Below are 8,859 nucleotides of genomic sequence, written 5' to 3'. Positions count from 1 at the left end.
CTCGACACCGGCCCGAACCGCCGCCACACCGCCACCGTGACCGGGATGGCGCTGGCCACCGCCGCCGGCGCGGGCGCCTGGTTCGACCCGAGCCGGCTGGACGCCGGCGACGTGGCCGCGCTGGCCGGCTGGCTGGCCGACGCCGAGCGCCCGAAGGTGCTGCACGACAGCAAGCCGGCGGTGCTGGCGTTCGCCGCGCACGGCTGGGAGCTGGAGGGCATCGCCCGCGACACCCAGATCGCCGCCTACCTGGCCCGCCCCGACCAGCGCTCGTACGACCTGACCGACCTGGCGCTGCGCTACCTGCACCGGGAGCTGCGCGTCGACGCTCCGGAGACCGGTCAGCTCACGCTCGACGGGTTCGGCGACGAGGGCGCGGCCGAGCAGAACCTCATGCTCCAGGCCCGCGCCACGCTCGACCTGGCCGACGCGATCGACGCCGAGCTGTCCCGCGACGGCGAGCAGTCGGCCCGGCTGATGGCCGGCGTCGAGCTGCCGCTGATGCGGGTGCTCGCCGCGATGGAGCGCACCGGCATCGCCGCCGACACCGACTACCTCTCCGAGCTGGAGGCGCACTTCGCCGCCGAGGTGAAGGCCGCCGCCCAGAGCGCGTACGAGGTGGTCGGCCGCGAGTTCAACCTCGGGTCGCCGAAGCAGTTGCAGGAGATCCTCTTCACCGAGCTGGGCCTGCCCAAGACCAAGCGGATCAAGACCGGCTACACCACCGACGCGGACGCGCTCCAGTGGCTCTACGCCCAGACCGAGCACCACCTGCTGCACCACCTGCTGCGCCACCGCGACGTGGCGAAGCTCAAGTCGACTGTCGACGGCCTGCTCAAGTCCGTCTCCGATGACGGCCGGATCCACACCACGTTCAACCAGACGGTGGCGGCGACGGGGCGGCTGTCGTCCACCGAGCCGAACCTGCAGAACATCCCGATCCGCACCGAGGAGGGGCGGCGGATCCGCCGCGCGTTCGTCGTCGGTGAGGGCTACGAGTGCCTGCTCACCGCCGACTACAGCCAGATCGAGATGCGGATCATGGCGCATCTGTCCTCCGACGACGCGCTGATCGAGGCGTTCAACTCCGGGCACGACTTCCACGCGGCCACCGCGTCCTCGGTCTTCACCGTCGAGGTCGCGGACGTCACCGCCGACCAGCGCCGCAAGATCAAGGCGATGAACTACGGCCTGGCGTACGGGCTCAGCGCGTTCGGCCTGTCCCAGCAGCTCGGCATCAGCGCCGAGGAGGCGCGCGGGCTGATGGAGAACTACTTCGCCGGGTTCGGCGGGGTGCGTGACTACCTCCAGGAGGTGGTGGCCCGCGCCCGCCAGGACGGTTACACCTCCACCATCCTGGGCCGCCGCCGCTACCTGCCCGACCTGGTCAGCGACAACCGGCAGCGCCGGGAGATGGCCGAGCGGATGGCGCTCAACGCCCCGATCCAGGGTTCGGCGGCCGACATCATCAAGGTCGCGATGCTGCACGTCGACAGCGCGCTGCGCGAGGCCGGCCTGCGCTCGCGGATGCTGCTGCAGGTGCACGACGAGCTGGTCTTCGAGGTCGCGCCGGGCGAGCGGGAGGCGTTGGAGGCGCTGGTGCGCAAGCAGATGGGCGAGGCGTACCCGCTGTCGGTGCCGCTGGAGGTGTCGGTGGGCGAGGGCCGCGACTGGAACAGCGCCGACCACTGACACCCCGCCGCCGTCCCACCCGCGCCACCACCCGCCCGCCCAGGAGGCGACGGTGGCCGTACCGGTCGAGCGCGGCGCTGACGATCCGGCCGGGCCCGTCGGGCGCGGTGACGTCGGCGGTCAGTGGCGTGATGTCCGGCCGGCCGGCGGCGGTCTCCGACAGCGGCGCGGCGCGCCGGCCGACGGCGACGACGGCGTACCCGGCGGTGGCGAGGGCGTGTGCGGTGGCCCGGCCGATGCCGGTGCCCGCACCGGTGACCACGGCGGCCCGTGGTGTGCGGCGTTCCATGCCGGCATCGTCCGACCCTGCCGCCTGCGGCAGGGTCAAGTCAGAGGCCGAGCAGGACGGGCATCGCGTTTACCGCGCCGTGCACCACGAGCAGCGGCCACATGCGGCGGTACCGCGACCACAGGTAGCCGAGGAACAGCCCGGCGACCCCCTGGTTCACGATCACCGACGCCAGGTCGACGGCGGGACGGCCGCTGCCCTGGATGGCCACGTGCCAGACCGCCCACACCAGCGACGCGAGCACGATCGCCGGCCAGCGTCCCAGCAGCGACTCCCACCGGGTCTGCAGCCACCGCCGGTAGAAGACCTCCTCCAGCAGCGCGTTCACCGCGAAGGCCACCAGCAGCGTCACGACCAGCTCGACCGGCCCGACGGTCCGCCCCCAGTCGCTCGCCGGCACGGCCAGCGGCGTCGCGTAGCTGAGCGCCAGCCACACCGCCACCGGCAGCGCCGGACCCCACCGGTGGGCGGCGTCCGCCGGGGCCGGGCCCGGCGACCACCGTGGCGGCCGGCGGCGCGCGGCCAGGAACACCACGAGGGGTACGCCGAGCAGCAGCGCGAGCTTCAACACCGTGTACGCGGGTTCGCCGCCCAGCAGCGGCATGACGGCGGCGAACGCGATCCCGGCCAGCAGCAGCGGCACCGCCTCGCGGTACGGCGCGACCGGGTCCGGCCACCTCGGGTCGGGCGCGGGCGGGATCAGCCGGATCAGCGCGATCCCGGCCAGCGCCGGGATCCAGCGGCTCCACATCGGCACGGTGCCGTCGTGGTCGGCGCTGTACCTGACGCCGGTGTTGCCGGTTGCCACCAGGAAGACTGCCGCGACGGCGATCAGGCCGAGGCCCGCCAGGAGGACCACCCGTCCGGCGCGGGGATGACGGCCGGCGGTCGGGACGTCTGTCGTCATCGCCGGCACGGTACCAACGCGCGGCGAACGACCCGGGCGGCTCAGCCCTTGAGCGGGTCGTGCCCCCAGTTCATCAGCGACCAGCGCCACCTGGTGTCCCGCACGTCCCCGGACGGCCGCTGGGCGAGGTGGCGGTGGACGTACCCGATCACCTTGCGCATGTGCTTGTAGTCGGCGGCGGTCAGGTCGGCGCGTTTGCGGCGCAGCAGGTCGACGATGCGCCGGCCGGAGTCGTGCCCGACCGACTCGCCGCCGGCGGTGCCCTTCTTGTGCCAGCCGACGTGCTTGGACTCCTCGGTCTCCAGCCAGCGGGACAGCTCACCCGGCTTCATGTTCACCGCGTCGGTGAACTCCCGGTACGTCTGCTGCGGGTCCTCAGCGCGACTCATGGCGCAGCACCTCCGGGCGGTGGGCGACGTCGCGGCCCGAGTCGTCGTTGGTGATCCGGTACTGCGGCTGCTCCGGCGAGGCGTTCACGGTGTGCCCGCGGACGTGGGTGCGCTCGGTCAGCTTCTCCTTGACCACCCCGTACGCCCGGCCGCTGTGGCTGGCCCAGGAGACGTGGTCCCCGGCGTGGAACTCCTTCTCGGCCATGCCGCCCGGTTACCCGGAGTGGCTACCGAGTAACGGCGTCGTCAGGGCCGGATCTCCGCGATCGGCAGCTTGATCGCGAAGGGCTCGGACAGCTCGATCACCTCGCTGCCGTCGTCCACCAGCTCGTACTGCCGCTCGCCGCCCGGGCCGATCCGGTCACCGAGGCGGTACGCGTAGAGGTGCACCGGATCCTGCTCGATCCGCCAGTAGAAGGGGATCCCCGCGGCGGCGTACTCGCCCGGCTTGGCGAACCGGTCGACGCGCCGGGTGCCGGGGGAGACGATCTCGACGGCCAGGACGACGTCCGCCGGTCGCAGGAGGGACCTGTCGCTCGGCAGCCCGGCGTGGTGGAGCAGGACGTCCGGTTGCCGGCTGGTGTTGGGGCTGAGCCCGACTCCGACGGCTTGGGACGCCCGCAGGTGAGCCGGTGCGTGCGATCGAAGCCAGAGCCACAGCAGGCTGGAGATTGTCTGGTGGCCCAGGGTGGGGGAGGGTGTCACCTGGAAGACTCCGTCGACGAGTTCGACGCGGGGGGCGTCGTCCGGCAGGGTGAGCAGATCCTCCAGCGTGTAGTCCGCACGCTGCTGCCGCATCGGGTCCGGACACCAGGGGCCAGGTGATGTCGGGATGGGCTCGGCGCTCATGCGGCGAGCGTACCGCCGGGTGCCGGAGCTCGTGTCGCACCGGACGTGCGACGCGCTCAGCCCGTGGGCTTCTCGGCGACGAAGATCGCGGTGCCGGGGAACAGCCGGCCGCGCAACGGGCTCCACTGCCCCCAGATGCCCTCGTGCCCGGCCGGCCACTCCGGCTCCACCAGGTCCAGCAGCCGGAACCCGGCGCCGACCAGCTCCCGGATCCGGTCGCCCAGGGTGCGGTGCTGCTCGACGTACGTGGCCACGCCGTGCTCGTCCTGCTCGACGTAGGGGGAGCGGTCGAAGTACGAGTGCACGGCGGTCAGTCCGCCCTCGCCCGGGTCGTCCAGGAAGATCCAGCGCATCGGGTGGGTGACCGAGAAGACCCACCGGCCGCCGGGGCGCAGCACCCGGGCCACCTCGCGCATCGCCGCCGCCGAGTCGTCCACGAACGGGATCGCGCCGAACGCGGTGCAGACCGTGTCGAACGCGGCGTCGGCGAACGGCAGGGCGAGCGCGTCGGCCTGCACCAGCGGCACGCGTACCCCGGTGCGTTCGGCGGCCTCGGCGGCGTGCCGCAACATGCCGGCGGACAGGTCCAGCGCGACCGGCCGGGCGCCCTGGGCGGCGAGCCAGCGGGCGGCGGCGGCCGCCCCGGCGCCGAGTTCGAGGATCCGCCGGCCGGCCACGTCGCCGAGCAGCCGCGCGTCGGCCTCGCGCAGGCCCTCCGGGCACCAGACGAAGTCGGCGTCACCGAGGAACGCGCCGTGCTCGGCCTGGTACGCGTCGGCGTCGGTGTCCCACCAGCCGCGGTTGGCCCGGCGGATCTCACCGGCGTCGACCCGTCGGCGGGTCACCCTGTCGTCGTCCACCCGTCCACGCTAGGTCCGGCGGCGTCCGGCCGGTCGGGTGGGGTGGCGGTTGGGACGGGTGTGACGGACGAGACAGCTGTGGCCCCTTACCGCGCAAAATCTCCGCTTTCGCAGCGGATGAGTTCGCGCGGACCCGGGAGGGCTTGCACGCTGTGGTAATGCAGCGGGTAGGCTAGACGATGCGCTCGCGGATCGTGTGCCTCGGCAGGGAGCAGGTGCGCGGTCACCGGAGCCACTAATGATCTTCTCGCGTCGATCGTTCGGTGTGCCCGGCGACGGATCCGTTGGCGCGGCAGAGTCACCGCGACACCCATGCCCGCTGTGACAACCCATCCGACCGGAGCAACCGCCCACATGACGAGCAGCATCGAGGCCACCTCGAGCGCCAACAAGGTCACCCACGACGACCTCGGCTCTGAGGAAGCTTTCCTCGCCGCGATCGACGAGACCATCAAGTACTTCAACGACGGCGACATTGTCGAAGGCACCGTCGTCAAGGTCGATCGGGACGAGGTCCTGCTCGACATCGGCTACAAGACCGAGGGTGTCATCCCCTCTCGGGAGTTGTCGATCAAGCACGACGTGGACCCGGCCGAGGTCGTTTCGGTGGGCGACCACATCGAGGCCCTCGTCCTCCAGAAGGAGGACAAGGAGGGTCGGCTGATCCTCTCCAAGAAGCGGGCGCAGTACGAGCGGGCCTGGGGCACGATCGAGAAGATCAAGGACGAGGACGGCGTCGTCCGCGGTTCGGTCATCGAGGTCGTCAAGGGTGGTCTCATCCTCGACATCGGCCTGCGCGGCTTCCTGCCCGCGTCGCTCGTCGAGATGCGGCGTGTGCGTGACCTGCAGCCGTACGTCGGCCGCGAGCTCGAAGCCAAGATCATCGAGCTGGACAAGAACCGCAACAACGTGGTCCTGTCCCGCCGTGCCTGGCTGGAGCAGACGCAGTCCGAGGTGCGCACCGAGTTCCTCAACAAGCTGCAGAAGGGGCAGGTCCGCAAGGGCGTCGTCTCCTCGATCGTCAACTTCGGCGCGTTCGTCGACCTGGGCGGCGTGGACGGCCTCGTGCACGTCTCCGAGCTGTCCTGGAAGCACATCGACCACCCGTCCGAGGTCGTCGAGGTGGGCCAGGAGGTCGAGGTCGAGGTCCTGGACGTCGACCTGGACCGCGAGCGGGTCTCGCTGTCGCTGAAGGCGACGCAGGAGGACCCGTGGCGTCAGTTCGCCCGCACCCACGCGATCCAGCAGATCGTGCCGGGTAAGGTCACCAAGCTGGTGCCGTTCGGCGCGTTCGTCCGGGTGGACGACGGCATCGAGGGCCTGGTCCACATCTCCGAGCTGGCCGAGCGCCACGTGGAGATCCCGGAGCAGGTCGTGCAGGTCGGCTCCGAGGTCATGGTCAAGGTCATCGACATCGACCTGGAGCGCCGCCGGATCTCGCTGTCGCTCAAGCAGGCCAACGAGGGCTTCGTCGAGGGCGAGGAGCACTTCGACCCGACCCTCTACGGCATGGCCGCGACCTACGACGAGCAGGGCAACTACATCTACCCGGAGGGCTTCGACCCGGAGACGGGCGAGTGGCTCGAGGGCTACGACAAGCAGCGCGAGACCTGGGAGCAGCAGTACGCCGAGGCACGTCAGCGCTGGGAGGCCCACACCAAGCAGGTGCAGACCTCCCGCGCCGCCGACGCCGAGGCCGACCGGCGGCGCGCCGCCGGCGAGTGACGCTCTCCGCCCCGCCGCCCGCACGAGGTGGCGGGGCGGAGCCGTCCCTCACCGGTCGACCGGCAGTTCGACGTCGGGCAGGTGCCCGAGCGCCCGGATCGCGGTGACGGCGGCGTACCCGTCGGCCAGCCAGGCGATGTCGGTGCCGGGGACCGCGCGGACCGCGTTCTCCTCCACCGCCGTACGCACGAACCCCTCGCCACGCTCGGCGACCGACACCTGCACCTGACCGAACGGCGCGAGTGTCGCCTGCCGCAGCCCGGCCACCTGATCGGCCGGCAGGTCGGGCACGTTGAGGTTGAGCACCGTGCCCGGGTCCGCCTCGGCCAGCCAGGGCAGCAGCGTCGCGGCCAGCTCGGCGGCGGTCGCCCAGTGGCGGGACTCGTCGTCCACGCTGTCCAGCACCGCTATCGCCGCGCCACCGCTGCCCGCGCTCGCCGCCGCCGGGGTGAGCACGTCGAGCGACACGGCCAGCGCGCGGATGCCGTTGTTGCCCGCGGTCAGAGCCGCGCCGACGGTGCCGGAGTGCAGGACCGCGTGGCCGGCGTTGGCGCCCCGGTTGATGCCGGACAGCAGCAGGTCCGGCACCGGCCCGAACACGCCGAGCCCGGCCAGCACCGCGATGTACGCGGGTGAGGCCGCCACCGCGTACGCGGGCACGTCGGGCAGGCCGTCCAGCTCGGTCTCGCCGAACACCAGCCGCCCGTCCTCGGTCACCGCGGACAGCGCCGCGCTCATCCCGCTCGCCTCGTGCTGCGGCGCGGCGACCACCACGTCCAACCCACGTTCGTACGCGGCCCGGGCCAGCGCGCGGATGCCGGGGGCGTGCACGCCGTCGTCGTTCGTCACCAGCACCCGGGGTGGCCGGTCAGCCGTCATCGTCGCCACCGTCCAGCGGGGTCAGCCGCACCCGGCCGGCCAGTTCCCGTACCGCCTCGGCCCGGCCGGTGCCCAGCCCGTGCCGGGTCACGTTCAGCGCGCCCGCGGCGGCCCCGACGTGCAGCGCCTCCCGCATGTCGCCGCCCCGGGCCAGCACCGCCGCCACCCCGGCGGTCATCGAGTCACCGGCGCCCCGGTGGTCGGCCGGCTCCAGCGGCGGGGCGTGCACCAGCAGCGCCTCGCCGTCCTCCGGCAGCGCCAGCGCGGGCTCCCCGGCCCGGCTGATCAGCACCGTCCGCGCGCCCCGATCCTGGCAGCGCCGGCCGGCGTCGCGCAGCGCCTCCACGCTGTCGTCCTTGGCCAGGCCGTCGTCGAGCAGTTCCTCGTGGCTGACCTTCAGCACACTCACCCCGCCGTCGAGCACCGCCTCCAGGTACGGCCCGGACAGGTCGGCCACCACGGTTCCGCCGTTGGCGCTCAGGTCGGCGGCGAGCCGCCGGTAGATGTCCGGGTCCACCACACCCGGGTCGGCCGGTCCGCTGAGCACGCTCACCGGGGCACGCAGCCCTTCGGTGAGCGTCACCGTGTACAGCTCGTCGATGTCGTGCCGCACCATCGGCACGCCCGGGTTCTCGGCGATCTCGGTCCGCTCGCCGTCCCGCCGGTCGTGCACATACCAGCCGGTGCCGGACTCGCGCCGCACCATCCGTACCGTGACGTCCTCGTCGTCGAGCAGCTTGCGGACCGCGTCGCCGACCTCGCCGCCGAGGCCCACGCACATGGTCACCGGCACGCCGAGCGCGGCGATCATCCGGCTCTGCCACACGCCCTGCCCGCCCGGGTGCAGATGCAGCTCGGTCGCTTCGCCCTGCTGCTCGATCGTCACCGTCAACAGCGGGGCCGGGGCGAACACCATCACCTTCTGGTCCATCCGCCAGTGTTGCCCGCTGACCGGCCCCGGTAATCCCCCAGGTCAGCGCGGGCGCGCGGCGGCGCGGCGGCGCCGCAGGTACGGCAGCGCGAACAGGTAGAGGCCGCTGATCAGGAGCAGGGCGAGCGGGAGCAGCGGCACGTAGGAGACCCACACGATCGGGTCCTTCTGCGCCAGCGCCACGAAGGTGATCACGACGGTCACGGTGAAGGCGATGGAGAGCCAGCGGTGCAGTTGGCGGATGCGCGTATCCATTGATGCCTACCTCCCGGCGGTGGCCTCCCCGGCGGGGAGGCCCGTGCCGGAAACCCGTCGGGGGGGCGCCCGCCCAGGGGGTC

General features: G+C 72.5%; 9 protein-coding genes and 2 pseudogenes. 2 read left to right on the top strand and 9 right to left on the bottom strand.

Translation table 11 applies throughout. From position 1 onward, the window contains the following. Positions 1–1,692: DNA polymerase I (gene polA, locus KBX39_RS14715; RefSeq protein WP_210871062.1), on the top strand; the 1,692-nt coding region annotated here is incomplete at its 5' end. Positions 1,693–1,756: 64 nt separating this feature from the next. On the opposite strand, the pseudogene KBX39_RS14710 reads toward polA, so the two are convergent. From KBX39_RS14710 to KBX39_RS14685, 6 genes and pseudogenes are all read right to left on the bottom strand, one after another. Next, positions 1,757–1,981, bottom strand: a pseudogene (locus KBX39_RS14710) (SDR family NAD(P)-dependent oxidoreductase); the annotation flags it as partial. Positions 1,982–2,021: 40 nt separating this feature from the next. After that, positions 2,022–2,888: a CPBP family intramembrane glutamic endopeptidase gene (locus KBX39_RS14705; RefSeq protein ID WP_210871060.1), complete on the bottom strand. Its 867-nt coding sequence runs from the start codon at positions 2,886–2,888 to the stop codon at positions 2,022–2,024. 41 nt (positions 2,889–2,929) lie between these two features. Further along, complete coding sequence (locus tag KBX39_RS14700; RefSeq protein ID WP_043329580.1) at positions 2,930–3,277, bottom strand: DUF3140 domain-containing protein; 348 nt, start codon at positions 3,275–3,277, stop codon at positions 2,930–2,932. Next, positions 3,264–3,482, bottom strand: a complete 219-nt coding sequence (locus KBX39_RS14695) for a DUF2945 domain-containing protein (protein WP_043329581.1) — start codon at positions 3,480–3,482, stop codon at positions 3,264–3,266. The genes KBX39_RS14700 and KBX39_RS14695 overlap by 14 nt, the downstream gene beginning before the upstream one ends. Before the next feature lie 41 nt (positions 3,483–3,523). Further along, positions 3,524–4,075 carry a Uma2 family endonuclease gene (locus KBX39_RS14690; RefSeq protein ID WP_210871066.1) on the bottom strand — a complete coding sequence of 184 codons (552 nt, stop codon included), beginning with the start codon at positions 4,073–4,075 and terminating at the stop codon, positions 3,524–3,526. Between the two features lie 107 nt (positions 4,076–4,182). Then, on the bottom strand, positions 4,183–4,986 hold the full coding sequence (locus KBX39_RS14685; RefSeq protein WP_113972497.1) for a class I SAM-dependent methyltransferase: 804 nt from the start codon (positions 4,984–4,986) through the stop codon (positions 4,183–4,185). A 312-nt stretch (positions 4,987–5,298) separates the two neighbouring features. Between KBX39_RS14685 and rpsA the strand changes: the two are divergent. After that, positions 5,299–6,684: pseudogene (gene rpsA / locus KBX39_RS14680) on the top strand (30S ribosomal protein S1); the annotation flags it as partial. A 75-nt stretch (positions 6,685–6,759) separates the two neighbouring features. On the opposite strand, the gene surE reads toward rpsA, so the two are convergent. The 3 genes from surE to KBX39_RS14665 are packed head-to-tail and all read right to left on the bottom strand — an operon-like array spanning position 6,760 to position 8,776. Next, entirely contained in the window at positions 6,760–7,590 is an 831-nt protein-coding gene (gene surE, locus KBX39_RS14675; RefSeq protein ID WP_140946120.1) for a 5'/3'-nucleotidase SurE, read from the bottom strand. Next, positions 7,580–8,521: a 1-phosphofructokinase family hexose kinase gene (locus KBX39_RS14670; RefSeq protein WP_247660207.1), complete on the bottom strand. Its 942-nt coding sequence runs from the start codon at positions 8,519–8,521 to the stop codon at positions 7,580–7,582. The genes surE and KBX39_RS14670 overlap by 11 nt, the downstream gene beginning before the upstream one ends. Positions 8,522–8,563: 42 nt before the next feature. After that, a complete protein-coding gene (locus tag KBX39_RS14665) occupies positions 8,564–8,776 on the bottom strand; it encodes a hypothetical protein (protein WP_210871059.1) in 213 nt (70 codons plus the stop codon). Positions 8,777–8,859 lie beyond the last annotated feature (83 nt).

It is taken from the genome of Micromonospora sp. D75 (genome assembly GCF_018070405.1).
In the GTDB taxonomy this organism is placed as follows: domain Bacteria; phylum Actinomycetota; class Actinomycetes; order Mycobacteriales; family Micromonosporaceae; genus Micromonospora; species Micromonospora chalcea.
This window is presented reverse-complemented; position numbering and strand designations above follow the sequence as displayed.

What these genes read in the sequence shown, in the direction of transcription:
- KBX39_RS14705 (WP_210871060.1), bottom strand. Translation starts at nt 2,888, where the DNA reads ATGACGACAGACGTCCCGACCGCCGGCCGTCATCCCCGCGCCGGACGG.
- surE (WP_140946120.1), bottom strand. Translation starts at nt 7,590, where the DNA reads ATGACGGCTGACCGGCCACCCCGGGTGCTGGTGACGAACGACGACGGC.
- KBX39_RS14695 (WP_043329581.1), bottom strand. Translation starts at nt 3,482, where the DNA reads ATGGCCGAGAAGGAGTTCCACGCCGGGGACCACGTCTCCTGGGCCAGC.
- KBX39_RS14665 (WP_210871059.1), bottom strand. Translation starts at nt 8,776, where the DNA reads ATGGATACGCGCATCCGCCAACTGCACCGCTGGCTCTCCATCGCCTTC.
- KBX39_RS14690 (WP_210871066.1), bottom strand. Translation starts at nt 4,075, where the DNA reads ATGCGGCAGCAGCGTGCGGACTACACGCTGGAGGATCTGCTCACCCTG.
- KBX39_RS14700 (WP_043329580.1), bottom strand. Translation starts at nt 3,277, where the DNA reads ATGAGTCGCGCTGAGGACCCGCAGCAGACGTACCGGGAGTTCACCGAC.
- KBX39_RS14670 (WP_247660207.1), bottom strand. Translation starts at nt 8,521, where the DNA reads ATGGACCAGAAGGTGATGGTGTTCGCCCCGGCCCCGCTGTTGACGGTG.